Origin of the sequence: Leclercia sp. UBA5958 (genome assembly GCF_002430365.1) — a bacterium.
Lineage (GTDB): Bacteria > Pseudomonadota > Gammaproteobacteria > Enterobacterales > Enterobacteriaceae > Enterobacter > Enterobacter pneumoniae.
Genome location: NZ_DJCE01000007.1, coordinates 572,092 through 595,301, shown reverse-complemented (window position 1 = coordinate 595,301; position 23,210 = coordinate 572,092). Strand labels below are relative to the sequence as shown.

Sequence of the window (23,210 nt, the reverse complement as noted above, 5' to 3'; positions counted from 1 at the left end):
TTTAGTGATGGCGAAAAGAGGCAATAAAATCCATCAGCCTCGTATTAATACCAGTAAGCTAATTGTTCCTGCGACCTTTTCGGTCGTAGTGGTGAGGCCCTGGTTTTTGTTTGCGGAACGTCTAACAAACAGCATACCGATCGCGGCCAAACGCAACATTCTTACAAACGCCTTAATCCCGCATCCGATGCTGCGCCAGCAGGCATTCAGCCGGTTTGTGCCGGACTATCTGGTGTTCGGTAACGCCTATCTGGAGAAGCGTACCAACCGGCTCGGCGGTATTCTGTCGCTGGAGCCATCGCTGGCTAAATACACCCGACGCGGTGTGGATCTGGATACTTACTGGTTTGTTAAGTAAGGCATGACCACGCAGCCGTATGAGTTCACCACAGGCAGCATCTTTCACCTGATGGTGTCGGAGCTGACCCTGGAGATTTACGGCCTGCCGGAATACCTGTCCGCCATCCCTTCTGCCCTGCTGAACGAGTCCGCTACCCTGTTCCGCCGCAAGTATTACATCAACGGCAACCATGCGGGGTTCATGATGTATAAGACCGATGCCGCGCAGAACCAGGAGGACGTGAACAACATCCGCCATGCGATGAAAAGCGCCAAAGGGTCGGGTAACTTCCGCAATCTGTTTATGTACTCGCCTAACGGCAAAAAGGACGGCATTCAGATCATCCCGCTGTCAGAAGTGGCCGCAAAAGATGAGTTTCTGAACATCAAGAACGTGAGCCGGGATGACATGATGGCGGCTCACCGGGTACCGCCTCAGATGATGGGGATTATGCCGAGTAATGTTAGGGGATTTGGGGATGTGGAGAAGGCGGCAAATGTTATTGTTAGGAATGAACTATTACCTCTTCAAAAAAATAATAAATGAAATTAACACATGGTTAGGCGAAGAGATTATTAAATCTCTCAAAATATGAATTGAATTAATCAAACATAAAGAATAATGAATTAAAGTGGGAGTATTGGATACTCCCACAATCTATTTAATTGACAGTTTATCTATCATATCAGCGATTGCATCAAATGATGTCCCTTCTTTATGCTTAGAACAATAATAAATTATATAGTCATATGTCGTGACAACATCGGCTCCATTCGCAACGTCAATTTTGAGTGCCGTATTCATACCTGAAATATAGCCTGAAACCCAAGACTTCAAGGATAAAACTTTTAGGCCTAATGAGTCCTTATCTGATCCCTTTTCAGCGTCAATCCAATATCGACATTCTGAGATCCCATAAGTAGGATAAGCATTAGCCTCTCCCACAAATAAGATACTCAGCAAAAGAAGTGTGATTTTTTTCATATTTTGACCCCACCCAATCGCCCAGAAAAAATCTTATTAGTAAACGTAATCTCGACGAACAATAAAGATAAAGAAAAAATCAGCATTATAATAACGCTTACAATATGGATAGCATACATGAAATAAGCATTATAATTTGAAACAGAACACATGGCCTTTAGGCCACTAACGTAGGGATAGAAAATTAAAGAGAGCAGAACGGCAATTATAATAACTCTTACAAGAGTGTATAGCCTACACAGCCACTGGTCAGTTATTTTTTTATTTTTCGCATTAACAAAACGCAGCTCCCAACTTTCTCTTGACATGTCAATGCTTGTTACAAAAAATAAATTAAGAATATGAGGGTATGTTATCCGATAATCACTAGCATCTCTAATTAAACTCGCCTCTCTATTTCTTGTCATATAAAAAGAGCTAAGCCAAACAATAATTAACAATGGGGTGAGATATAATAAAATTGTCGTTATGAGGTTATTTGCAACCTTATATTTAGAATCACCATAAGATAATAGCAATTTACTGGGAGATTCTATACCCCAAACGTTTATTGACATATCATTAATTTTACTACGCTGCTCCTGTAATTTTTTAATATTATCAGAAGGGCTGATTCGAGAATCTATTTGCCCCATTAAAACATCATAATCAATCCCACTAATACGAACTGCACCCTGAGCAATAATGGATAATTGATTCTCATAAGACATACGTTTTACGGGCTTCTTAGATTCTTTTCTTTCCAGACCCAGTTTTTCCCTGACCTTATTTAATCGCAATAACTCCAGTGGATCATCCAACGCTTCGTTTTTATTAGAAAATAAACCATTTAGATAGTCAATATTTTCGTCAAGCCCATTAATCAAGGCATCATAGCCATTAGGATTCAGTTTTTGAGTATAAAGAACAGTCTGGGCAAAATAATTAAACCCCCAACAAACTGCCATTATAAAAATACTCAAATAAAGCAAACGTTCGATACGTTTTCCTAAATCAGTTAGCAAGTTCACTTGACCAGCCTTTGTCAATTTAATTTATATCCAAAGTAAATTAAAAATAACATTTTCGGCCTTAGCGCGCAATCGTATCCCCGCCACGCCTGCCCGCTTTATGAAGTGGTTTTCATGCGCTGTATGACAGGCCGGAAAGCGCGCCAGTTCTGACGGCACCGACCCATGGTGATCCTTATTGGATCATGCGAATCCATGCTTCATAGACATGCACAGCATCGTCATGCCGTTGAATGCCGTACGGGAGGGAATTTCCCACGGTGCAAAATCACTAATGCTTACTCTCACCCTGCCCTACTCCATAGTCATTCAGCCTGATAACCAGATAGCTTATCAGCTCCGACAGTCATGAAATCGTAACCGTTTTGTCATCATCGCTACAATCTGTAGCTGGCAACCAACCGGGCCATAAGTTCTCTCCGCTGCAGTGCAAGTGACTCCATAAACAAATCGTTCACAACTCCCTTCTAATCGACTAATTATATATACAGTTCTTCATATGATTTTAAAGCTGAGATAGTTATTTATTTCAGCTAATTCTCTGATAAATAATTATGCTATTTCTCTGAACAGTCAGTTCCACTGTCGCCATTTGTCATCCTCCTGTAGGCGCTGGTTCCGGCAAAACAGCCGCAGCCTTGCCGTCAGTTCGCGCAGTTCCTTTTTGCTCATGCTTTCGAAGTCCGGCAGCGCTGCAGGTTCTTCGCTGCCCGGTAGTTCGCCCCCTGTATAGTAAGTTTTTTCAACAGGGGACAGTTATTGCCACAAGTCCAGGGGCGCGAGCGCCCTGGTCGACTGTCGCCTCCTGAACGTCAACGGCCTTACGAACCATCTTCCACTTCATCGCGTGCGTGCAGATCCGGCCCTCAATAATCGTGGACCATATGCCATAGCTACGGATGCCGTGATCGCCGTAGGTGCCCGGCTCGTTGTTAGCTCGTAAGCTGCTCGATTAAGGTTATGTTTGCGAGGAACTAGAAGGCCGCCCTGCTTCATGAGGTAAGTGGAAAAGCAGCCCGCATCAGTGGCAGCCAGCACGACATCCAGTCGCGTATTTATTAGAACCAGCGCACCTGCTTTTTTATCACGCTGCGCTCTGCCAGCTGGCGCAACTCACGGTATGCGTGGCAGCCCGGAATGCTTAAGAAACGAAACAGCTGAACGCGGTGCAGGGATGCCCAACGTAGGTAACTTGCCAACGAACTGGTTCCAGAATCTTTCCCTAATACACGCTGACAGATGGCCTGATGATCGGCTGATGCGCTAACCCATACTGTCCCTCCCTGCTGACAAAATATGTCGACCCTTTCAATCCATCCCGTTGGATACGTTTCTTCCAGGTATCAACGTGCTGTGTCGTGATGTTTAAACTCATACCAATCCTCGCGCGAATCAAACAACATCAATCGATAATTCTGTAAAATATCAGGAATCAATCAGCACGGAGAATATCAGTGTTACCTTTTTATCCTGATAAAACGTTCAGCAGAACGGAAGTTATGAGCCGACCGACGCCCGTTCCCGCGGTAAATGGCGTCTATTTTTGGTGGTTTAAAGAAATCCCTCCATGCGTACCGACTGAAGGCTGTCTAACTCACGAAGGTTACACCCTGCTCTATGTGGGAATCTCCCCAGATAAAAAAGGTAAACCTAACAGCCGTGCCAACCTCAAAACTCGCATCAAGACGCATTACAGTGGCAATGCTGAAGGTTCAACGCTCAGACGTACTCTGGGGGTGTTGCTTGCGAAGGAGAGTCATTTTCCGCTCCGCCGGGTAGGATCTGGCACGAGAACAACATTTACTCACCTGGGTGAGCAGTGGCTCGATCTGTGGATGGAAGAGAATGCGAAGGTATGCTGGATACCCCACGAAGAACCCTGGGTACTGGAGGAAACGTTGATTGCCACTGTCTCTCTTCCATTGAATATCCAGGGTAATAAACACCCTTTTAAAACGGTCCTTTCTGCAATGCGCAGCAGAGCAATGGCAGAGGCAAAGCTGATGGAGATCGCTGATGAAACAGGTTTTAGCCGGAGCAAAGTAGCCAAGGCCGTACAGCAAGTCTTGTAAGTACGGGATGCCTTTGAGGGATGATTTAATGATAAATCCCGCTGCCGGGACCAATTGCTTTTTATCCCCCAAAATCCCCCAACAAATCTCTCCTCTCCCCCTCCACTCCCGCAATTAGGTGTTACGCTTAATCACCAGGACTTATAAACAGGAGCAAGCATGCTCGCGCTTTACAACACCTTGATCGTACTCTTAACCGTTGCCGCCATGGAGCTCATCGCGGCGCTTGCGCATAAGTACATCATGCACGGCTGGGGATGGGGATGGCATCTCTCTCACCACGAACCCCGCACGGGCTGGTTTGAGGTCAACGACCTCTATGCCGTCGTCTTTGCGCTGTTAGCGATTGGCTTAATTGCATGGGGAACCTGGGGGATGTGGCCGCTACAGTGGATTGGCGCAGGCATGACGCTCTACGGCGCGCTGTACTTTATGGTCCATGACGGGCTGGTGCACCAGCGCTGGCCGTTCCGCTATATACCGCGCCGTGGTTATCTGAAGCGACTCTACCTGGCCCATCGCCTGCACCATGCGGTGCGGGGAAAAGAGGGCTGCGTCTCCTTTGGCTTTCTCTATGCCCCGCCGGTGGAGAAGTTGCAGGCGACCTTACGTCAGCGTAAGGCCGATGCGCAGGCTACGCGCTCGCCAAAAGCGGACGCTGCCACAGACCAGCCGGTCGCGGCGCCTGAGAGCCGAAACGAGAAGTGAGCGCCAGGGCGGCGCCTTTCATCAACAATGCGGATTTCTCCAGGGCGTTGGTGCCCTGGCGTTTATCCCAGGCCTGCTCTCCTGCTGCGCTGACCTTTACGCCAATCTCCCGGTAAACGCCGTGCGCGGAGGCAATCGCCCACGCCGAGCGCAAAGGCAGACCGGCCAGCCCCGCCCGGGCTGACGCATAATAAGGCTCGGCCTCGGCCACCAGTCGCTGTGCCAGGCGGGCAACCTGCTGACGCTTTCCAGGGTCGGCGACCTGCTCCGGTGTAAGGCCTACCTCCGCCAGCCAACGGGCAGGAAGATAACAGCGGCCCACGCGGGCATCTTCAACGATATCCCGGGCTATATTCGTTAGCTGAAATGCCAGACCCAAATCACAGGCGCGATCGAGCACCGCTTCGTCGCGCACCCCCATGATCCTTGCCATCATCAACCCCACCACCCCCGCGACCCGGTAGCAATAGAGCAGCGTATCCTCGAAGGTTTCGTAGCGGGTTTCGCGCACGTCCATGGCAAAACCCTCAAGGTGGGCCAGTGCCAGCGGCAAGGGGATATTGTGGCCCAGCGCCACCTCCTGAAAAGCAGCAAAGGCCGGCTCCGTCATCACGGCCCCTTCCCAGGCACGGCGGGTTTCGCTTTTGAGCGTCTCCAGGCGCTGCTCCGCCGGCGTCGCTTCCGGGGTCTCAATATTGAACCCCAGCGCCTGCCCGTCTATCACATCATCGCAATGACGACACCAGGCGTAGAGCATCAGCACGCCGCGTCGGGTGGGGGCATCGAACAGTTTCGCCGCGGTGGCAAAGCTTTTCGAGCCGACGGCGATAGTCTGGTCAGCGTGCTCCATCAGGGTGTTATTCATCCGGAAAGCGCCTCCAGCATCAGCCCCGCGGTCGCTTTTGCCGAACCGATCACTCCCGGAATTCCCGCGCCCGGGTGGGTACCTGCGCCCACCAGATAAAGGTTCTCGATTTTGCTGTCGCGATTGTGCGGCCTGAACCACGCGCTCTGGCGCAGTATGGGCTCAATGGAGAAGGCCGAACCGAGGTGTGCGCCCAGTTGGTCACGAAAATCAAAGGGGGTAAAGATGCGATGGGTCACCAGTTGGCTACGCAGGCCCGGCATGTAGTGCTTTTCAAGATAGTCAAAGATCCTGTCGCGCAGGCGCGGCCCCTCAGTATTCCAGTCGAGATCGGCAGTACCCAGATGGGGCACCGGCGCCAGCACGTAATAACTGCCGCAGCCGGGCGGCGCCAGGGAAGGGTCGGTCACACAGGGGGCATGCAGATAGAGCGAAAAGTCCTCTGCCAGGGTGTTTTTATTGAAAATATCATCGATCAGGGCTTTATAGCGCGGGCCAAAGCAGACGGTATGGTGCGCCAGATCGTGCTGCTTATTGAGACCAAAATAGAGCACAAACAGCGAGTTGCTCATCCGCTTACGCTTCAGGGAGGCCGCACGCGCCGCGCCGGCAGGATGATGGCCGAGCAGCTTTTCGTAGGTGTGCACCACGTCGGCGTTAGACGCCACCGCCGCGGTCTGGATAGTTTCCCCGTTCTTTAGCTCAACGGCGCGGATGCGGTTGTTGTCGGCAATCAGCCGGGTCACCTCGGCGTTCAGCCTTATCTCGCCCCCAAGATCCTGATAGAGCTTCACCAGCCCCTGTACCAACGCCCCCGTGCCGCCACGGGCAAACCAGACTCCCCACTCCCGCTCCAGGGCATGAATAAGGGTATAAATTGAGGAGGTGGCGAAGGGATTTCCCCCTACCAGCAGCGAGTGGAAGGAGAATGCCTGGCGAAGCTGTTCGTTCTCAATGAAGCGGGAGACCATGCTGTAAACGCTGCGCCAGGCCTGCAGGCGGGTTAACTGGGGGCCGGCCCGCAGCATATCGCGGAATGATAAAAAAGGAACGGTGCCGAGCTTCAGATACCCCTCTTTAAAGACCTCCCGCGAGTAGGCGTGAAATTTGCGGTAGCCTTCGACGTCGCGCGGATTGAAGCGCGCGATTTGCGCCTCCAGTTTGTCCTGGACGTTGTCATAATCAAATACCTCCCCCGTCTCCCAGCACAGGCGGTAGAACGGAGTGACCGGCAGCAGCTCGACGTAATCTTCCATCCGCTTTCCGGCGAGGGTAAAGAGCGCTTCAATAGCGCTGGGATCGGTGATCACCGTCGGCCCTGCGTCAAACGTAAACCCCTTTTCATGGTAGACGTAAGCACGCCCGCCAGGCTTATCGCGCTGCTCCAGCAGCAGCGTGTCAATCCCTTGCGCCTGTAGCCGGATGGCGAGCGCTAAGCCGCCGAATCCGGCGCCGATAATAATAGTTTTAGTCATGATAAAAGGCTCGCAGCCGGGGAGTAAGTTGCAAAATGGCGAGCATCGCTTCGCCGACCGGAACAGGCGGTTTGCCTGCCAGTATTCGTGCTTTATCACCGGGCGTAAGCTGCCCGGCGTAAAAACGGCCTATCAGCCCCTCATTCAGGGCGTAAAATCGCTGCATCACCCGCCAGCGGTTATCCGCCTCTCCCGCCAGAAAAAGCATGCGGTTGAGGACGCGGAAAAAACGTTGAGCGCGCCACTGGCGCAGGGCATATCGGTGAATCAGCCGGGACAAGGCTTGTGCGTTGATATCCTTCGCGTCGGCAACGGCTTCGGCAAGGGTAACGGCGTGCGGCAGGGAGTAGCCGGTGGTGGCATGAAAAAGCCCCGCCCGCAGGCCGCTGCAGGGCTGTCCCTCACGTGCCCGCCAAAAAGCGTGAACATCCCCTGAGAGCATAATCGGCAGATGCCCCTGCTCCTCGCGCACCAGCGTCTCTAACTGCCAGCCCTGCTGGCGGGCATAGTCAGCGATATGTTGCCGCGCATCGACGCTCTCAAGCCGGGCATCATCAATATAGTGGGTGTCTTCGATCAAAAGCTCAGTGGCCGAAAATGGGAGGGTATAGACGAAGCGATATCCGCCCTGCTGGTCGACCGTCGCATCCATCAGGATCGGGCGCGTCAGGCCGTGCGGCTTCTTGAGCCGCCACTGCTGGCCGAGAAAAGACTGGCTGCCGGTACGTAAATGGGCCTCTGGCTGATAGCCTCTGCCATCAATCACCGCCGCGGCCTCCAGTAAGGTACCGTCCGTCAGCGTAACGCTCGTCGGCGTGAGGGAGGCGATGCTCACCCCGGTTTGCAGGCTGTCGCCCAGATCCTGGCTGAGCACATCGGCAAAATGGTCTGAGGTGAGCGTGAGATAGTCGCTTGGCAGCGTACGCGTCAGCGCCGGAAAACGGACGTCGTAACCCGGCCAGCGGTAACTGACGAGCGGAGCCAGCCAGCGGTGCTGGTCAGGGGTCAGATCGTCCTGGTGAAAGGACCAGGTATGATTCCCGCCAGGGCGCGTCTGCGCTTCAAGCATCAGGACGCGAAGTTCAGGACGACGTTGCGATAGATGCCAGGCGATCAGCCCGTTGGCCAGCCCGCCTCCCGCCAGAATCAGATCCCATTGGCGTGTTGTCATGGGGTCCCGGCTACCAGGGTGGCCTTGCGAAGCGCCGCCAGGCTGTCGCTGCCCGTACAGAAGCAGGCAACCCGAAGCTGGGCAATCATGGTCTCAAAATGGGCGATGACCGCATCGCTGGAGATCAGCGCGCTTTGCAGAACGCCAGCCGCCTGTCCGACCAGGCTGGCCCCCAGGCAGAGCGCCTTCGCCGCCTCCACGCCGTTGGCAATACCGCCCGAGGCGATGAGCGGCATCTCCGGCAGCGCCTGATGTAGATCTTTTAAGGCCACCGCAGTAGGAATCCCCCAGTCGGTGAAAGCCATGGCCACCGCACGGTCGTGCGCCGAGATGGCGCGTTCACCCTCTACGGCGGCCCAGCTGGTTCCGCCGGCACCGGCCACATCGAGCATGGCGACCCCCGCCTCTGCCAGCTGGCGCGCAACCGGCACCGATAAACCATTGCCCACCTCTTTCACCACCACCGGTACCGGCAGCGCTTCTACCGTCTGCTGAATGGCATTAAGCACGCCGGACCAGTTGCGGTCACCGCCGTGCTGCAAGGCCTCCTGCAGAGGGTTGAGATGGATGATCAGTGCGTCAGCCGCCAGCGTCTCTACCGCGCGCTGCGCGAAATCGCGTCCCTGAGGACCGGCAATTTGCGCCGCGCCCAGATTCGCCAGCAGGACAATATCCGGTGCCGCATCCCGGAGGGAACGGGTCAACCCCTGGGTTGCGGGGCTTTCAAGCGCTACGCGCTGCGATCCCACCCCCATTGCCAGCCCCAGCGTCTGGGCAGCCCTGGCCAGGTTTTGATTAATCAAAGTCGCCCGCTGCGTGCCCCCGGTCATGGAGCTGATGAGCAGCGGTGCCTGCAGGGTTCGGCCAAACAGGGAGGTTGAAAGATCAACCTCATCAAGGTGCAGCTCTGGCAGGGCGCAGTGTTCAAACCGCCAGCGTTCAAAGCCGCTGGTGCATTTCCTGACACCTGCGGCATTCCTGAGGACGATATCGAGATGATCGCTTTTCCGTTGCGACAGACTGGTCATTGACACTCCGAAAGGGAAAGGCTCTGGCTGATGTGCGACAACTGTTTATCAAACCATGCACGAATATAGCGGCGGGCGGCACTTCCGTGCTGACAGGCTGTCGCCAGGTGTTGGTCGGCGCTGTTGACATGCTCAAGCAGACGCTGAAAAACGGTCTGGGCGCCAAGGACCGCCACCAGCGTGGATTTATCCTCATCCTGATGGGGATCTTTACCGGTGGTATTGGAGCCGTCAGTAAGATCGTCAATCAGCTGAAATGCTTGCCCCAGATCGCGGGCAAAAAAACGTAGCCGCTCATTAACCGCAGGCGGAGCCTGGGCCGCAATCGCCGCCAGCTGCAACGTTGCGTTAAACAGGCTGCTGGTCTTTAGCTCGTTGGTCAGCAGGATCTCATCCACATTTTGCGCCTGCCGGGCTTCGTTGAGATCGCGAAATTGCCCCTGCACCAGCCCCATATGCCCGACGGACATAGAGAGTTCGGCAATGGCGCGGGCTTTCGCCTCATGCGTGAGCGCGGGCGCGCGTGAGATAACGTTAAAGGCGTGACTCAGGAGCGCGACCGCAGAAAGTATGGCGACGTTTTCGCCATACTGACAGTGAATGGTCGGCCGCCCACGGCGCATCTGCGCATTATCCATGCAGGGCATATCATCCAGGATAAGCGAGGCAACATGGACCATTTCGATGGCACAGGCCAGATCCAGTAGGCCCGGCTGCTCGCGTTTGCACCCCATGTCTGTGGCGGCCAACACCAGCAATAACGGACGCATCCGCTTGCCGGCTATAAGCGTTGCATCGCGCATTGCCGCATAGACCTGCCCTACCTGTTCACCGGCAGGGAGAAGCTGCTCGAGGCGTTGTTCAAACGCAGACAGAAGTATCTTTGCATCATCTTCATGGCTGAGAGTCATAGTCGCTTTCCCGTTATTGTTATGGCGAGCTCCGCAGAAGATGGGTAAACGGATCCCGGGGAGGATGTAGAAAGCGTAGCGCATCCTTTTGCGTTTTGTTTTTAGCGAACGAAAAAGAATTATGGGTAGCGAAATTTGATATTTTAAATCAATGGATTAACAGGTATGGACAACCTAAAATTACACAAGAATTTACATTTGTATAGATTTAGAGCGAACAAAAAACGCTGCCGGCAGGAGGGACATGCCGGCATCAGTGATCAGGATCGCGAAGCACAGGCGGGTGCCAGAGGGAGCGTATCCATAAAACGCGCGAAAATTCTGTCAATTTTGCGGCGATGCAGGCTGCTAAATAACGAAGCAACCGGGATAAATTCAGATTCGCCAATATTATCGATGACCACCAGGTAGCCGTCTTTTTCTGAGGTACGGCGATAGAGGATATTATAATCCTTCAGGTTCATGGTCGCGATGCGATGGGCAATTAAATCATTGCGCAGTTCATAGAGGAGGTTGTCAATTTCCTCGGCGCTCAGTAAATCGTTTTTAATGTAGTGCCCCAGCGTTTTGGATATTTCGCCGTCATAATCTCTTATCAGATCAAAAACGTACCCTTCGCCAAGCGCCGTTTCCACTTTACCATGAAAATCAGGGATCGCGCGGCTGTGCTGAATTTGCGTTAAGCGCTTGCGGTAGTAGCCAACCTCGCGGCGTACCTCTTTTACTCCGCCGTCGTCCGGATTGTAGAGAATTTTAATGCACTTACTACTATCCTGCGGATGTTGATAGCAAATGCGGTGTCGGCCACGTCCAATTGTTTTATGCAGGTTCATCATCATATTTCTCCTTATATGAATAATGATCGCCTCTGCTTTCTAAACAAATGTTAAACGAGGGCTGGGTCATTATTATCCTGACACCAGAGTCGCACAAATATGCAAATTAAGAGGGCGGGCGTCCGTGGATATATCCGTCAGACGCGCAAAATAGAGGACGAGTAACACACTGCGTTATTTATTTTTATTTAGGGTGTTATTTCAATATTAGCGTGGCGGGCCCCGTTTAGCCCCCCTCTCCCGCAATTCTCCCCACCATGGCACGCAACTCCTCCCGCGTGAGCGGTTTTCTGTCCGTTACGAAGTGCAACGTCATCCCTTCGATAAAGGCATCCAGCCCCCGGGCAGTGACCGGGTCGAACCACTGCTCAAGCGTCGTCTGGCTGGTTTTCATCCAGTCCTGCATGACGCTTTTTAGCGGAGCGCTGCGATTCATAAACGCATAGAGCTGGTACATCAGCTCCATATTGTGCGGTGTGGTGACCTGGGAACTGTATATCAGGGTGGTGATCGCCTCGCACGCCATCTCGGGCCCGGTGACGCCAGCGAAGAAGTCACGGTACTGCACGGACATCTGTTGCTGGGTAAACCAGGTAAATGCCTCTTCGAGCAGCGCATCTTTGCCCGCAAAATAGTAGGTCATCGAACCCAGCGGCACGCCTGCGCAGCTGGCAATTTTACGATGGGTAACGGCATGAATACCGTGTTCGGCGATGGTGTCCAGCGTCGCCTGAAGAATACGCTCCCTGCGCTGCGGATCGTTTGGTCGTCTGCTCATTTTACCCTCTGCCAGTTTGTGTACAAATGTACACAAGCTTGCTACTGTTGTCGTCAGTAATCTCCCTCTGGTGAACAAAACATGACTGCCATTTCGCCTCGCAGAGTTCTGCAGCGCCGTATGTGGGCGCTCTTTATGTTCTTCTTTATTCCCGGGCTGCTCATGGCCTCGTGGGCCACGCGTACCCCCGCTATCCGCGATATTTTATCGGTATCGACGGCAGAGATGGGGATCGTCTTGTTTGGCCTCTCCGTCGGTTCGATGAGCGGCATTCTCTGCTCTGCCTGGCTGGTAAAGCGTTTTGGTACGCGACAAGTGATTCGCACGACCATGTGCTGCGCAGTGGTAGGAATGGTGATCCTCAGCACGGCGCTCTGGTTCACGTCACCGCTGATGTTTGCCCTGGGACTTACCGTCTTCGGCGGCAGCTTCGGGGCGGCGGAAGTGGCCATCAACGTCGAAGGAGCGGCGGTCGAGCGCGAGATGGGCAAAACGGTATTGCCTATGATGCACGGCTTTTACAGTCTCGGTACCCTGGCGGGCGCAGGGGTGGGCATGGCACTCACCGCCTCTGGCGTGGCCGCAAATCTGCACATCCTTTTTGCAGCGCTGGTCTGTATCGCGCCGATCCTGCTTGGCATTACCGCCATTCCTGACGGCACCGGAAAAAACGCCGGCGAAGAGGCCAGCGGGGGCGAAAAAGGGCTGCCCTTCTATCGCGATATTCAACTGATGTTGATTGGCGTCGTGGTGCTGGCCATGGCCTTTGCCGAGGGTTCCGCCAACGACTGGCTGCCGCTGTTGATGGTGGACGGCCACGGCTTTAGCCCTACCTCCGGCTCGCTGATTTATGCCGGGTTTACGCTGGGTATGACCGTAGGACGCTTCACCGGCGGCTGGTTCATCGACCGTTACAGCCGCGTCAGCGTAGTGCGCGCCAGCGCCCTGCTGGGTGGCCTGGGCATCGCGCTGATTATCTTTGTAGATGTGGACTGGGTAGCCGGCGTCTCGGTGATCCTCTGGGGACTGGGCGCCTCGCTGGGATTCCCGCTCACTATCTCGGCGGCCAGCGATACCGGTCCGGATGCGCCAACCCGCGTCAGCGTAGTGGCGACAACCGGCTACCTTGCGTTCCTGGTAGGCCCGCCGCTGTTAGGATTCCTGGGCGAGCATTACGGGTTACGTAGTGCAATGCTGGTCGTGTTAGGGTTAGTGATTATTGCTGCGCTGGTGGCGCGAGCGGTGGCAAAACCGGCGCCTCAGGCAGAATCTGCCACGGAGAATGGATAATGAGCATCAAACTGATTGCAGTGGATATGGATGGCACCTTTTTAAGCGATAGCAAGCAGTACAATCGCGAGCGCTTTTTGCAGCAGTACGCGCAAATGAAGGAACAGGGAATACGTTTTGTGGTTGCCAGCGGCAATCAGTATTACCAGCTCATCTCTTTCTTCCCGGAGATTGCCCATGAGATCGCTTTTGTCGCCGAAAACGGCGGCTGGGTAGTGAATGCCGGAGAGGATGTGTTTAACGGCGAATTGACGCAATCGCACTTCGCCACCGTCTCACGCTATCTCTGCACCCTGCCGGGAATAGAGGTGATCGCCTGCGGTAAGAACAGCGCCTACACCCTAAAACACTATGGCGATGCCTTTCACGAGATTGCGGCAAAATATTATCATCGCCTGGAAAAGGTAGAGAATTTCGATAACTTCAACGATATTTTCTTCAAGTTTGGCCTCAATGTGTCGGATGAAGAGATCCCACGCATTCAGGCGCTGATCCACGACGAACTGGGCGACATCATGGTGCCCGTTCATACCGGCAACGGCAGCATCGACCTGATTATTCCCGGCGTGCATAAAGCCAATGGCCTGCGCCTGCTGCAGGCGCTGTGGGGCATTGAAGATCATGAAGTGGTGGCGTTTGGCGATAGCGGGAATGACGTCGAGATGCTCAAACAGGCGGGATTTGGTTTTGCGATGGCTAACGCCGGGGATCACATCAAAGCGGTAGCCCGCTTTGAAGCGCCGCACAACAACGAAGAGGGTGTGCTGCAGGTGATTGATAAAGTGTTAAAACGCGAAGCGCCGTTTAATTAACTACTGACAGGCCGGGCCATCGCCCGGCCTGCTGGTTAATCGGGCTGCAGCGCGTTTCCGACCCGTTTATCTTTCAGGAATATCACCATCAGGACCAGCCACAGCAGACCGTTTGCCAGATTGAAGAGGCTGAACAGACCATTGCCACCGAAGCTGAACGCGTGCTTGCTCACCTCGATTCCCACCGTAAAGATCAGCATCTGTAACATTCCCATCGCCGCCGAGACGGTACCCTTGCTCATGTCGCTGGCGAAGAGGGTCAGACGTACCAGCCCGGCGTTGGCCAGGCCAATACCGAACGCATAGAGGCTTAGCCCGGCGGTCATCCACAGGTAAGCGTGCGAAGAAACGACCGTTGCCACTGCGGCCAGCAGCAGGCCCAGCGTAATTGGCCATCCCCCCATAATGATGAGAGAACGCACGGTACGACGCGAGGTGAGCCGCGCCAGCACCAGGTTGCCGATAATCAACGCGCCAAAGATCGGCACCTGCAGCAGACCATACTCATAGCTGCTGAGCTGCTCGCCGCTGATGATAATCACCGGCGATTGGGCAATCCACGCCAGCAGCGGCAGGCTAACAAAGCCGGTCGCCAGCGCCCCCGCCACGAAGCGCACATTTTTCATCACCGCTTTATAGTCGCGTCCCAGCTCCCGCATGGAAAGCGTCTCACCCAGCCGGGTCGCCGTTTCGGGCATGGCTTTCCAGAGGCCAAAGAATGAGATGGCCGCCAGCAACGCAAACAGAATAAACATCCCTTCCCAGGGCGCCACGTGGACCCAGGCGGCGCCCACCAGCGGACCGAGCAGCGGCGCAATCAGCGCGACGTTCGCCATCAGCGCGGTGATCTTGATACAGACCGCCTCCTCAAACGACTCCTGAATTGCGGCATAGCCCACGGCACCGATAAAGCAGAGGCTTACCCCCTGCAAGAAACGCAGGAAAGTAAACTGCTCAATGTTCTGCGCCAGCAGGATGGCGAGACAGGTAACAATAAACCAGACCACCCCGGTGAGCATCACCGGGCGGCGGCCAATGCGATCCGACAGCGGCCCCAGCAGCCACTGCAAAAACATCCCGCCGGCCAGATAGGCGGTCATGGACGTGGGTACCCACTCAATCCCCGCGTTGTACTGCTCGACGACCGCCAGCATACCCGGCTGGATCATATCGTTGCCGATATAGGTCGAAAATTCGTACAGCACCAGACACAGAGGAAACAGCAACGCCTGACGACCCAGACGGTTGCCGGAAGAAGAACGGTTTAACATGGAGTCTCTTTCTTAGATAAAAATCGCGCTGAGTGTAATGAAATGGCCGCCCCAGCGGTAGCAAATTAACCAGACGCAGCCGAAATTGCGCACATTTCGCTGTCGTTTAAGGTTTCCTTAAGTTGGCATCCGTATGCTTGAGGTTTTTCCGTCATTGACCTTTATTATGACACAGATTACCCCGGCTTCAGAATTGTCTAAGTTAAAGACAACTAAGACAAAAAGACTTTACCCCTTGCCGAACCGTTTTTATGGTTATCAGCTTATTGCGCTACTGATTCTGGCCGCGCTTTTTAGCTGGTTAGGCCGGGATGAAACCCTGGACAGGCTACTGACCGGTTACTGGTACGACGCCGCGTTGCACACCTTTCCGCTCAAGCAGAATGTCTTGCTGGATGTGCTTAACCATCGGCTTGCGAAATATCTCACCATCATCCTGGCGGCAGTCACGCTGCTCTACGGGGTCTGGAGACGTAATCCGCAGCTGGTCGTCGGGGCGCTGCTGATGGGGCTGGGCACGCTGGTAGTGGGCACGCTGAAAGCGGTTAGCCATCATAGCTGCCCCTGGGATCTGGTGGAGTACGGCGGTGATGCCGTCTCGTTTCCGCTATTTGGCACCACGCCGTTGAACAGCGGCCCCGGGCGCTGCTTCCCCGGCGGCCATTCGTCGAGCGGCTTTATGGTGATGGGGCTGTTTTTTGCCTTCTGGCACGATCGCCCCCGCCTCGCCTGGGGAATGATGGCACTCGGGGTGGTGCTCGGGCTGGTGATGGGGTACGGCCAGGTGATGCGTGGCGCACATTTTTTCTCACACAACCTGTGGGCGGGTTGGTGGGTTTGGTTTTCCCAGCTGGCAGCCTATGCGCTGATGACCCGCTGGTTTGCAAAAGAGTGACGAGGGTATGTTAGAAAATCTGAACTATGGACTGTTTTACTGGATCAATGCCACCCCCACTTCGCCGGCGTGGATGATCGACTTCGCCACCTTTGTGGCAAAAGACTTAATTAATATCGTCCCGGCGTTGGTGGTCATTCTCTGGCTGTGGGGACCCCGCAAACAGGTAGGTGCCCAGCGTCAACTGGTCATCAAGATTGCGATGGCGCTGGGCGTGAGCTTGCTGGCCTCCTGGGGGCTGGGCCACACCTTCCCGCACGATCGTCCGTTCGTTGATCATATTGGCTATAACTTCCTGCACCATGCCGCCGATGACTCTTTCCCGAGCGACCATGGCACGGTGATCTTCACCTTTGCCCTGGCCTTCGTCCTCTGGCATCGCCTCTGGTCCGGAATCATCTTGATGGCGGTGGCCCTCGCTATCGCCTGGTCTCGCGTCTACCTCGGCGTTCACTGGCCGCTGGATATGCTCGGCGGACTGATGGTGGGGATGATGGGCTGCCTCAGCGCGCAGATCCTGTGGAACCTTTTTGGCGAGACGCTTTATCGCGCCCTCTCTCAGCTGTACCGCATCTGTTTCGCCCTCCCCATCCGTAAAGGCTGGATACGTGACTAACCCTGGTTCGGCAGGTTACACTTGAGCCCCCAGCGTAGCGGGGGCTTACCAACTGCCGAGGACCTATGGAAACACGTCGCGAAGAACGTCTGGCTCAACTGATTAACGCACTCAAGCGCAGCGATAAACTGCATCTGAAAGAGGCGGCCGCCCTGCTTGGCGTCTCGGAGATGACGGTGCGGCGCGATCTTAATAGTGAGAGCGGTCCGGTTGTGCTTCTCGGTGGCTATATCGTGCTGGAGCCACGCAGCGCCAGCCACTATTTACTGAGTGACCAGAAGACCCGGCTGGTAGAAGAGAAGCGCAAGGCGGCGCGGCTGGCCGCCACCCTGGTGCAGCCTCATCAGACGCTCTTTTTTGACTGCGGTACCACCACTCCCTGGATTATCGACGCTATCGATAACGCCCTGCCTTTTACCGGGGTCTGCTATTCGCTGAATACTTTTCTCGCGCTTCAGGAAAAACCGGCGTGCCGGGTGATTCTCTGCGGCGGCGAGTTCCATGCCAGTAATGCGATTTTCAAACCGCTGAATCTGCATGACACCTTAAACAACCTCTGTCCGGATATCGCCTTCTACTCCGCGGCAGGCCTGCATCCCCGTCACGGGGCGACCTGCTTCAATCTGGATGAGTTACCGGTGAAACACTGGGCGCTGAGTATGGCGCAACAGCATGTTCTGGTGGCCGACCACAGTAAATTTGGCAAAGTACGCCCGGCGCGGATGGGGGATTTAGGGCAATTTGACGTGATTGTCAGTAATTGCCGTCCGGACGATGAGATGGTGGCGCTGGCGAAGGCGCAGCAGATTAAGCTGATGTATTAATTTTTCGCCCATCTCAGAACAGTAGATATGAAAACGGCAACCTTCGGGTTGCCGTTTGCGTTTGCTTAAGAGAACCAGCTGCCAAACCACTGGTGGAATTTCATCATGACGAAATCCCACATCCGGCTAAAGAAACCGCCCTCTTCCACCGCTTCCATCACGATAAGCGGGCGCTGCTCGATAGATTTCCCGTTCAGCTGGAAGTCGATAGTGCCCACCACCTGGCCCTTTTTCAGCGGGGCGGTCAACTGAGGATCGGTCAGGGTGAAGCTGGCTTTCAGATTTTTAAGCTGACCACGTGGAATGGTCACCGAACCGGCGTCACCGGCACCGAGATTCACTTCGCTTTTGTCGCCGAACCAGACGCGCTGGCTAACGAACGTCGCATCCGGCTTAATCGGGGTGACCGTTTCGAAGAAGCGGAAGCCCCATGTCAGCAGTTTTTCCGATTCATTAAAGCGGATGCGGTCGGTTTTGGTGCCCAGCACCACCGAGATCAGGCGCATATCCCCCTGCGTTGCCGAGGCCACCAGGTTATACCCAGCACCGGCGGTCGTACCGGTTTTCATTCCGTCGACATTGACATTGCTGCTCCAGAGCAGGCGGTTGCGGTTCGGCTGGCGGATCTTGTTGAAGGTAAACTCTTTCTCTTTATGGATGGCATACTCTTCCGGCACGTCGTGAATCAGCGCCTTACCCAGCAGCGCCATATCGCGGGCGGTACTGAACTGCCCTGGGGCATCAAGGCCGTGCACGGTTTTAAAGGTGGTATTGGTTAAGCCGAGCTTTTGCGCATAGCCGTTCATCAGACCAATAAACGAATCCTGGCTGCCCGCCACGTAATCCGCCAGCGCGATGCAGGCATCGTTGCCCGACTGGATAATGACGCCTTTATTCAGGTCCGAGACCGCCACCTGGTCGCCCGGCTTCAGGAACATGACCGACGAGCCGCGAAGCGCCGGGTTACCGGTGGCCCAGGCGTCTTTACCAATGGTGACCATATCGGTGAGCTTGATCTTTCCTGCTTTCAACGCCTGACCAACGACATAGCTGGTCATGATTTTTGTCAGGCTGGCCGGGTCGAGTTTTTCATCTGCATTCCCTTCTGCCAGCACTTTGCCGCTGGCGTAATCCATCAGGATCCACGCGCGTGCATCCACCGGCGGGGCTTCCGGTGCCGCCTGTTCTGCTGCATAGAGCGTAGGTGCAAAAAGAAAAAGAAGCGCTGAGCCTGCCGCCAGACTGCGCAGAGAAGTTGTTTTTCGCGTCATAATGCCACCCGAGTTTCCATTCAAAAATCACGCCACGTCACCGCGTCGCAAGAAACGATGAGTAATAACGTACTAATGCGTTCAATAAAACCAAATCCTGGTAAAGTTTTTAAAGTTTATGCAATAACCCCCCGATACGCTTTGACGCTGTCGATTTTTTTCTCTTTTGTTGCGTAATTGTTTGGATTATCTCACTCTATGCCCCCTGGACATTGAATCGCAACCGCCGGTTGTTTGTCATTTAAAGGGGTGATTATGATTACGCTGTGGGGCAGAAATAACTCAACCAACGTCAAAAAAGTGCTCTGGACGCTGGAGGAGCTCGATTTACCGTTCAACCAGATCATGGCCGGTTTGCAGTATGGCGTGAACCAGGAGGCGGAGTACCTGGCGATGAACCCAAACGGGCTGGTGCCGCTGCTGCGAGACGACGAAACCCACGTCACGCTGTGGGAGTCAAACACCATCGTCCGCTACCTGGCCGCACAGTATGGGCTTAACCGGCTATGGATTGATGCCCCGGCCGCCCGCGCGATCGGCGAGAAATGGATGGACTGGGCCAACCAGACCCTCTCCCCTGCGCACCGGGTGGTGCTGATGGGGCTGGTGAGAACGCCAGAAGCTGAGCGCGACCACGCTGCCATTGAGGCGGCAAAGCAGACCCTCGAAGGACTGTTTGCCATGCTGGATGAGACGCTGGCCGCCGGGCCATGGCTCTCCGGTGACGCCTTCGGTCTGGGGGATATCGCCGTCGCGCCTTTTGTCTGGAACCTGACCAACATCGGCCTTAGCTGGACGCCGCGCCCCCACCTCGAACGCTGGATGGCCGCCCTAAGTGAGCGACCTGCCTACCGCAAAGTGGTCATGATCCCGGTGAGCTAATCAGGTACCGGACGGGCTAACTTTCAGCAGTTGCCCGTCCGTTTCATCCGTCAGCACATATAGGTAGCCGTCCGGGCCGACCCGCACATCACGAATGCGTTGATCCCTCTCCCCCAGAATCCGCCCCTCTTCCGTGACCTTGTTGCCATTTACCGTCATGACAATCACGTCTTTCTCTTTCAGCGCACCAATAAAGAGTTTGTTCTTCCACTGCGGGAAAACATCGCTGTTGTAGAAAGCCATCCCGCTCAGGGCCGGGGATTTTTTCCAGACAAACAGCGGCGGCTCAGTACCCTCGACGTGCTCACCCTTCGCTTCAGGGATCTTCAGGCCACTGTAATTAATACCGTGGGTCGCCAGCGGCCAGCCGTAGTTTTTACCCCTCTCTGGAATGTTGATCTCATCGCCGCCGCGCGGGCCATGCTCATTGAGCCATAGCGTGTCGCTCCAGGGGTTCATCGCCATGCCCTGCGGGTTGCGGATACCGTAAGACCAGATCTCCGGACGTGCGCCCGAGGTATTTACGAAGGGGTTGTCATTGGGGATCTCGCCCTCGTCGGTGAGCCGCACAACCTTACCCTGCAATTTATCCAGCTCTTGCGCCGTGGGACGCTGGTTGTTCTCGCCCAGACCGATAAAGAGATAGCCTTTGCCATCAAAGACCAGCCTGCCGCCAAAGTGGTTGCCCGTCGAGAGCTTCGGCTGCTGGCGGAAGACCACCTTAAAGGCCTCCAGACGAGAGAAATCGTCGCTTAAGCGCCCGTAGCCTACGGCGGTTCCGGCTTTACCGTCACTCCCGGCCTCGGCATAGCTGAGCCACACCCGCCGCGAGCTTTCGAAGTCCGGCGCCAGCACCACATCCAGCAGGCCGCCCTGCCCCTTAGCCCAGACGTCAGGCAAGCCAACAATCGGGTCGGAGAGGCCTTTTCCGGCCTGCCAGCGTTTGAGCTGACCGTCCTTCAGGGTGATTAACATGCCCTGATTCTGGGGCAGGAAAGCGAGCGACCAGGGGTGATCGAGTTTGTTTTGCAGCACATCCACTTTCACTTCAGCAGGCGCGGCAAGCACAGCGGTGGAGACCAGCATGAATGGCAGTAAAATAAGCGAAGATCGACGCATAACGCACTCCTTTTCGACGTATGGCTTAAAGATTAGCCAGATAGCGCAGGGGCGTTAACACTTTTACATAAACTTAAACATAAGGGGGAGTGGCCTCCCCCGGGGCTTAATTCTGATTGAGCGGTTGCTGCGTCTTCAGAGACTGAATACAGCGGGTTAAATCTGTCAAACAGACCTCCAGCTTCTCTGCGTTAACGGCGATAAAAGTGGGGCAGTCGTGTCCCCCGGTCATCATGCAAACGCCTACGGCAGAGAGCGACTGCGCAGCGCGGTACAGTACCGCCTGCTCCTCAGCGCTGCAGTGCTCACGCAAAAGAGGCGCTTTCTCACGCATGTGATTACAAAGTTCGAAGAAGTTATCTCGCAGATGGTCGCTTTCGCTGACTGACATATACCCTTTCGCTTTCCTTAGCGTCAAATAGGTGTCCAGATCGATGCGGGCGTTAATCAGTTTGCTCAGAAGATCGCGTTTGAGTCTGTCAACGGACATGCTTTTCCCCCCTTTGTCAGCTATGTGCCCAGTTAGATTATGGCTGTTTTTTGTACAAATTAATGTTTCAGGTCAATAAATATTAACGAATTAACATTATTTACAATGTTACAACCTGGCCGATAAGTAGCCTGCACAGATCGCTATAAATAGCCTGTGGAACGCTGTACAATCCCTGCCCTGAGAATCCTATAACTGACTACTTTTTAATCTATGAGCAATGTTAGCCACCCGCCGAAAATCGGCTTCGTCTCCCTGGGCTGCCCAAAAAACCTGGTGGATTCAGAACGCATCCTCACTGAGCTTCGTACCGAAGGCTATGATGTGGTGCCGAGCTATGACAATGCCGATATGGTTATCGTGAATACCTGTGGCTTCATTGACAGCGCCGTGCAGGAATCCCTCGAAGCCATCGGTGAAGCCCTCACCGAAAACGGCAAAGTGATCGTGACCGGCTGCCTGGGCGCCAAAGTGGACCAGATCCGCGAAGTGCATCCAAAGGTTCTGGAGATCACCGGGCCGCACAGCTATGAGCAGGTGCTGGAGCACGTTCACCACTACGTGCCGAAACCGAAGCACAACCCGTTCCTGAGCCTGGTGCCGGAACAGGGGGTGAAGCTGACCCCGCGTCACTACGCCTACCTGAAAATCTCTGAAGGCTGCAACCATCGCTGCACGTTCTGCATCATCCCGTCCATGCGTGGCGATCTGGTGAGCCGCCCGATTGGCGAAGTGCTGGCGGAAGCGAAGCGTCTGGCCGATGCGGGCGTGAAAGAGCTGCTGGTGATCTCGCAGGATACCTCCGCCTACGGCGTGGATGTGAAGCACCGTTCGGGCTTCCATAACGGCGAGCCGGTGAAGACCAGCATGGTGGGTCTGTGCGAACAGCTGGCGAAACTGGGTATCTGGACGCGTCTGCACTATGTCTATCCTTACCCGCACGTCGATGACGTGATCCCGCTGATGGCCGAAGGCAAAATCCTGCCGTATCTGGATATTCCGCTGCAGCACGCCAGCCCGCGTATCCTGAAGCTGATGAAGCGCCCTGGCTCCGTTGACCGCCAGCTGGCGCGCATCAAACAGTGGCGCGAAATCTGTCCGGAACTGACCCTGCGCTCGACCTTTATCGTGGGCTTCCCGGGTGAAACCGAAGAAGATTTCCAGATGCTGCTCGACTTCCTGAAAGAGGCCCGTCTGGACCGTGTAGGCTGCTTCAAGTACAGCCCGGTCGAAGGTGCAACGGCTAACGAGCTGGCGGATCAGGTGCCGGAAGAGGTGAAAGAGGAGCGCTGGAATCGCTTTATGCAGTTGCAACAGCAGATCTCTGCCGAGCGCCTGCAGGAGAAAGTGGGCCGCGAAATCCTGGTCATCATTGACGAAGTGGACGAAGAAGGCGCCATTGGCCGCAGCATGGCCGATGCACCGGAAATCGACGGCGCGGTCTACCTGAACGGTGAAACGAAGGTGAAACCGGGTGATATTATTCGCGTTAAAGTTGAAAACGCGGACGAGTATGACCTGTGGGGTAGCCGGGTTTAACCTTTGCTCTTGCCCTCTCCAGC

22 protein-coding genes and 2 pseudogenes are annotated in these 23,210 nt (G+C 54.8%); 10 read left to right on the top strand and 14 right to left on the bottom strand.

All coding sequences use genetic code 11. The annotated features are described in order from the left end of the window. Positions 1-127: 127 nt before the first annotated feature. Positions 128-935 (top strand): annotated as a pseudogene (locus tag B2Q93_RS12245) (phage portal protein); the annotation flags it as partial. Positions 936-997: 62 nt separating this feature from the next. On the opposite strand, the gene B2Q93_RS12240 reads toward B2Q93_RS12245, so the two are convergent. The 3 genes and pseudogenes from B2Q93_RS12240 to B2Q93_RS12230 all read right to left on the bottom strand — a co-directional run. After that, positions 998-1,324 carry a hypothetical protein gene (locus B2Q93_RS12240; protein ID WP_286933228.1) on the bottom strand — a complete coding sequence of 109 codons (327 nt, stop codon included), beginning with the start codon at positions 1,322-1,324 and terminating at the stop codon, positions 998-1,000. Then, positions 1,321-2,334: a hypothetical protein gene (locus B2Q93_RS12235; protein WP_286933225.1), complete on the bottom strand. Its 1,014-nt coding sequence runs from the start codon at positions 2,332-2,334 to the stop codon at positions 1,321-1,323. Before B2Q93_RS12235 ends, B2Q93_RS12240 begins: the two co-directional genes overlap by 4 nt. A gap of 573 nt (positions 2,335-2,907) precedes the next feature. Next, positions 2,908-3,605: pseudogene (locus B2Q93_RS12230) on the bottom strand (replication endonuclease); the annotation flags it as partial. 228 nt (positions 3,606-3,833) lie between these two features. Here B2Q93_RS12230 and B2Q93_RS12225 point away from each other — a divergent pair. Then, positions 3,834-4,406: a GIY-YIG nuclease family protein gene (locus B2Q93_RS12225; RefSeq protein WP_267936184.1), complete on the top strand. Its 573-nt coding sequence runs from the start codon at positions 3,834-3,836 to the stop codon at positions 4,404-4,406. Positions 4,407-4,565: 159 nt separating this feature from the next. Beyond that, a complete protein-coding gene (locus B2Q93_RS12220; RefSeq protein WP_286933220.1) occupies positions 4,566-5,114 on the top strand; it encodes a sterol desaturase family protein in 549 nt (182 codons plus the stop codon). On the opposite strand, the gene crtB is transcribed toward B2Q93_RS12220, so the two are convergent. The 7 genes from crtB to B2Q93_RS12185 all read right to left on the bottom strand — a co-directional run bounded on the left by crtB (position 5,041) and on the right by B2Q93_RS12185 (position 12,178). Further along, entirely contained in the window at positions 5,041-5,979 is a 939-nt protein-coding gene (gene crtB, locus B2Q93_RS12215; RefSeq protein WP_040076405.1) for a 15-cis-phytoene synthase CrtB, read from the bottom strand. The two genes, B2Q93_RS12220 and crtB, sit on opposite strands and share 74 nt — an antisense overlap. Continuing rightward, positions 5,976-7,454, bottom strand: coding sequence for a phytoene desaturase (locus B2Q93_RS12210; RefSeq protein ID WP_286933217.1), 1,479 nt, complete (start codon positions 7,452-7,454; stop codon positions 5,976-5,978). The genes crtB and B2Q93_RS12210 overlap by 4 nt, the downstream gene beginning before the upstream one ends. Next, positions 7,447-8,625, bottom strand: a complete 1,179-nt coding sequence (gene crtY, locus B2Q93_RS12205) for a lycopene beta-cyclase CrtY (protein ID WP_286933214.1) — start codon at positions 8,623-8,625, stop codon at positions 7,447-7,449. Before crtY ends, B2Q93_RS12210 begins: the two co-directional genes overlap by 8 nt. Then, entirely contained in the window at positions 8,622-9,653 is a 1,032-nt protein-coding gene (fni, locus tag B2Q93_RS12200) for a type 2 isopentenyl-diphosphate Delta-isomerase (protein WP_286933211.1), read from the bottom strand. The genes crtY and fni overlap by 4 nt, the downstream gene beginning before the upstream one ends. Then, positions 9,650-10,564, bottom strand: a complete 915-nt coding sequence (locus B2Q93_RS12195; RefSeq protein ID WP_207293318.1) for a polyprenyl synthetase family protein — start codon at positions 10,562-10,564, stop codon at positions 9,650-9,652. The genes fni and B2Q93_RS12195 overlap by 4 nt, the downstream gene beginning before the upstream one ends. 260 nt (positions 10,565-10,824) lie before the next feature. Beyond that, the gene (locus B2Q93_RS12190; RefSeq protein WP_046886889.1) at positions 10,825-11,403 is read right to left on the bottom strand and encodes a YrbL family protein; all 579 of its coding nucleotides are present in this window, start codon (positions 11,401-11,403) and stop codon (positions 10,825-10,827) included. 223 nt (positions 11,404-11,626) lie between these two features. Continuing rightward, positions 11,627-12,178, bottom strand: a complete 552-nt coding sequence (locus B2Q93_RS12185; RefSeq protein ID WP_207293317.1) for a TetR/AcrR family transcriptional regulator — start codon at positions 12,176-12,178, stop codon at positions 11,627-11,629. An 81-nt stretch (positions 12,179-12,259) separates the two neighbouring features. On the opposite strand from B2Q93_RS12185, the gene B2Q93_RS12180 reads away from it, so the two are divergent. Both B2Q93_RS12180 and B2Q93_RS12175 read left to right on the top strand, forming a co-directional pair. Then, positions 12,260-13,468 carry an MFS transporter gene (locus tag B2Q93_RS12180; protein ID WP_040076411.1) on the top strand — a complete coding sequence of 403 codons (1,209 nt, stop codon included), beginning with the start codon at positions 12,260-12,262 and terminating at the stop codon, positions 13,466-13,468. Further along, positions 13,468-14,280, top strand: a complete 813-nt coding sequence (locus tag B2Q93_RS12175) for a Cof-type HAD-IIB family hydrolase (protein WP_040076412.1) — start codon at positions 13,468-13,470, stop codon at positions 14,278-14,280. Before B2Q93_RS12180 ends, B2Q93_RS12175 begins: the two co-directional genes overlap by 1 nt. 35 nt (positions 14,281-14,315) lie before the next feature. Here B2Q93_RS12175 and B2Q93_RS12170 read toward each other — a convergent pair whose 3' ends face one another. Further along, complete coding sequence (locus B2Q93_RS12170; protein WP_046886892.1) at positions 14,316-15,551, bottom strand: MFS transporter; 1,236 nt, start codon at positions 15,549-15,551, stop codon at positions 14,316-14,318. 166 nt (positions 15,552-15,717) lie between these two features. On the opposite strand from B2Q93_RS12170, the gene B2Q93_RS12165 reads away from it, so the two are divergent. The 3 genes from B2Q93_RS12165 (at position 15,718) to deoR (ending at position 17,886) form a co-directional block, all read left to right on the top strand. Then, positions 15,718-16,446, top strand: coding sequence for a phosphatase PAP2 family protein (locus B2Q93_RS12165; RefSeq protein ID WP_286933203.1), 729 nt, complete (start codon positions 15,718-15,720; stop codon positions 16,444-16,446). Positions 16,447-16,453: 7 nt separating this feature from the next. Next, complete coding sequence (ybjG, locus tag B2Q93_RS12160; RefSeq protein ID WP_286808651.1) at positions 16,454-17,062, top strand: undecaprenyl-diphosphate phosphatase; 609 nt, start codon at positions 16,454-16,456, stop codon at positions 17,060-17,062. A gap of 65 nt (positions 17,063-17,127) precedes the next feature. Beyond that, on the top strand, positions 17,128-17,886 hold the full coding sequence (gene deoR / locus B2Q93_RS12155; RefSeq protein WP_040076415.1) for a DNA-binding transcriptional repressor DeoR: 759 nt from the start codon (positions 17,128-17,130) through the stop codon (positions 17,884-17,886). A 65-nt stretch (positions 17,887-17,951) separates the two neighbouring features. On the opposite strand, the gene dacC is transcribed toward deoR, so the two are convergent. Then, positions 17,952-19,157, bottom strand: coding sequence for a serine-type D-Ala-D-Ala carboxypeptidase (gene dacC, locus B2Q93_RS12150; protein WP_046886894.1), 1,206 nt, complete (start codon positions 19,155-19,157; stop codon positions 17,952-17,954). Positions 19,158-19,412: 255 nt separating this feature from the next. Between dacC and B2Q93_RS12145 the strand changes: the two genes are divergently transcribed. After that, positions 19,413-20,039 carry a glutathione S-transferase family protein gene (locus tag B2Q93_RS12145; protein WP_046886895.1) on the top strand — a complete coding sequence of 209 codons (627 nt, stop codon included), beginning with the start codon at positions 19,413-19,415 and terminating at the stop codon, positions 20,037-20,039. On the opposite strand, the gene B2Q93_RS12140 is transcribed toward B2Q93_RS12145, so the two are convergent. Beyond that, positions 20,040-21,158: a PQQ-dependent sugar dehydrogenase gene (locus tag B2Q93_RS12140; RefSeq protein ID WP_286933197.1), complete on the bottom strand. Its 1,119-nt coding sequence runs from the start codon at positions 21,156-21,158 to the stop codon at positions 20,040-20,042. It abuts the gene before it with no gap. Positions 21,159-21,264: 106 nt separating this feature from the next. Beyond that, positions 21,265-21,648 (bottom strand): biofilm formation regulator BssR, encoded by a 384-nt coding sequence (gene bssR, locus B2Q93_RS12135; RefSeq protein ID WP_046886897.1) that lies wholly within the window; start codon positions 21,646-21,648, stop codon positions 21,265-21,267. A gap of 213 nt (positions 21,649-21,861) precedes the next feature. On the opposite strand from bssR, the gene rimO reads away from it, so the two are divergent. Beyond that, positions 21,862-23,187 (top strand): 30S ribosomal protein S12 methylthiotransferase RimO, encoded by a 1,326-nt coding sequence (gene rimO, locus B2Q93_RS12130; RefSeq protein ID WP_286933192.1) that lies wholly within the window; start codon positions 21,862-21,864, stop codon positions 23,185-23,187. The last annotated feature ends 23 nt before the right edge of the window (positions 23,188-23,210 follow it).

Coding starts and splice junctions, on each gene's coding strand:
- B2Q93_RS12240 (WP_286933228.1), bottom strand. CDS start 1,324: ATGAAAAAAATCACACTTCTTTTGCTGAGTATCTTATTTGTGGGAGAG.
- B2Q93_RS12185 (WP_207293317.1), bottom strand. CDS start 12,178: ATGAGCAGACGACCAAACGATCCGCAGCGCAGGGAGCGTATTCTTCAG.
- fni (WP_286933211.1), bottom strand. CDS start 9,653: ATGACCAGTCTGTCGCAACGGAAAAGCGATCATCTCGATATCGTCCTC.
- deoR (WP_040076415.1), top strand. CDS start 17,128: ATGGAAACACGTCGCGAAGAACGTCTGGCTCAACTGATTAACGCACTC.
- B2Q93_RS12175 (WP_040076412.1), top strand. CDS start 13,468: ATGAGCATCAAACTGATTGCAGTGGATATGGATGGCACCTTTTTAAGC.
- B2Q93_RS12180 (WP_040076411.1), top strand. CDS start 12,260: ATGACTGCCATTTCGCCTCGCAGAGTTCTGCAGCGCCGTATGTGGGCG.
- B2Q93_RS12170 (WP_046886892.1), bottom strand. CDS start 15,551: ATGTTAAACCGTTCTTCTTCCGGCAACCGTCTGGGTCGTCAGGCGTTG.
- B2Q93_RS12210 (WP_286933217.1), bottom strand. CDS start 7,454: ATGACTAAAACTATTATTATCGGCGCCGGATTCGGCGGCTTAGCGCTC.
- rimO (WP_286933192.1), top strand. CDS start 21,862: ATGAGCAATGTTAGCCACCCGCCGAAAATCGGCTTCGTCTCCCTGGGC.
- ybjG (WP_286808651.1), top strand. CDS start 16,454: ATGTTAGAAAATCTGAACTATGGACTGTTTTACTGGATCAATGCCACC.
- B2Q93_RS12195 (WP_207293318.1), bottom strand. CDS start 10,564: ATGACTCTCAGCCATGAAGATGATGCAAAGATACTTCTGTCTGCGTTT.
- B2Q93_RS12190 (WP_046886889.1), bottom strand. CDS start 11,403: ATGATGATGAACCTGCATAAAACAATTGGACGTGGCCGACACCGCATT.
- B2Q93_RS12225 (WP_267936184.1), top strand. CDS start 3,834: ATGAGCCGACCGACGCCCGTTCCCGCGGTAAATGGCGTCTATTTTTGG.
- crtB (WP_040076405.1), bottom strand. CDS start 5,979: ATGAATAACACCCTGATGGAGCACGCTGACCAGACTATCGCCGTCGGC.
- crtY (WP_286933214.1), bottom strand. CDS start 8,625: ATGACAACACGCCAATGGGATCTGATTCTGGCGGGAGGCGGGCTGGCC.
- B2Q93_RS12140 (WP_286933197.1), bottom strand. CDS start 21,158: ATGCGTCGATCTTCGCTTATTTTACTGCCATTCATGCTGGTCTCCACC.
- dacC (WP_046886894.1), bottom strand. CDS start 19,157: ATGACGCGAAAAACAACTTCTCTGCGCAGTCTGGCGGCAGGCTCAGCG.
- B2Q93_RS12165 (WP_286933203.1), top strand. CDS start 15,718: ATGACACAGATTACCCCGGCTTCAGAATTGTCTAAGTTAAAGACAACT.
- bssR (WP_046886897.1), bottom strand. CDS start 21,648: ATGTCCGTTGACAGACTCAAACGCGATCTTCTGAGCAAACTGATTAAC.
- B2Q93_RS12220 (WP_286933220.1), top strand. CDS start 4,566: ATGCTCGCGCTTTACAACACCTTGATCGTACTCTTAACCGTTGCCGCC.
- B2Q93_RS12145 (WP_046886895.1), top strand. CDS start 19,413: ATGATTACGCTGTGGGGCAGAAATAACTCAACCAACGTCAAAAAAGTG.